This is a genomic window from Mycobacterium sp. 852014-52450_SCH5900713 (assembly GCF_001667075.1).
Lineage (GTDB): Bacteria > Actinomycetota > Actinomycetes > Mycobacteriales > Mycobacteriaceae > Mycobacterium.
On sequence record NZ_LZIL01000027.1, the window covers coordinates 1 to 584 of the forward strand.

At 70.2% G+C, this 584-nt stretch carries 1 protein-coding gene and 1 pseudogene; one reads left to right on the forward strand and one right to left on the reverse strand.

Features of this window, described 5'->3' with window-relative positions; all coding sequences use genetic code 11:
- A pseudogene (locus A5773_RS26460) lies at positions 1-90 on the reverse strand (TetR/AcrR family transcriptional regulator); the annotation flags it as partial.
- A 143-nt stretch (positions 91-233) separates the two neighbouring features.
- Between A5773_RS26460 and A5773_RS06225 the strand changes: the two are divergent.
- Positions 234-584 (forward strand): TetR/AcrR family transcriptional regulator (locus A5773_RS06225; protein WP_156744755.1); only part of this gene is annotated, 351 nt, incomplete at its 3' end.

Here is a 584-nt window from a genome sequence, read left to right on the forward strand (position 1 = left end):
GGCCACACACCGCATCGTGGCGACGATGATCCGCCGGCGGGTCTCCTCGCCGCTGGCGCCGACCGGGCGCCCACGCTGCGCCCGCGTCACCGTGCTCTCCCCACTCGCGCGTCCTGTCCGCCGGCTCTGGGTGCCCGACACGGTCGAATATAATCGAGTGATCGATTAGTTTGGGCTTCCGCGCGGAGGTGCGCAGTGTGTGATGGACGAACCTGCGGCGGGTTCCGCGCGGCATGAGCGTCGCGCAGTCGCAATTGGGCCGCCCGGTGGGCGCCGAGGGGGAGCAGACGCGTGCGCGGATCATCGCCGCGGCGATGCGGTGTGTGGCCGAGATGGGCTACTCCCGCACCACGATTCGCGAGATTGCCCGGGCCGCCGGCATGACCAGCGGCAGCCTGTACCACTACTTTCCGAACAAGTCCGAACTGCTGGAGGCGACCGTCACCGAAATGGAGGGCATCGCGTCACCTCGGCTGCGGGCCGTCGCCGCGCGGGCCGACGGCGCGGTCGATCGCATCGAGGCGGTGCTCGACGAATCGGGCCGGCTCATGCGCGAGTACCCGGATCTCGCCGCCTTCGAGTGG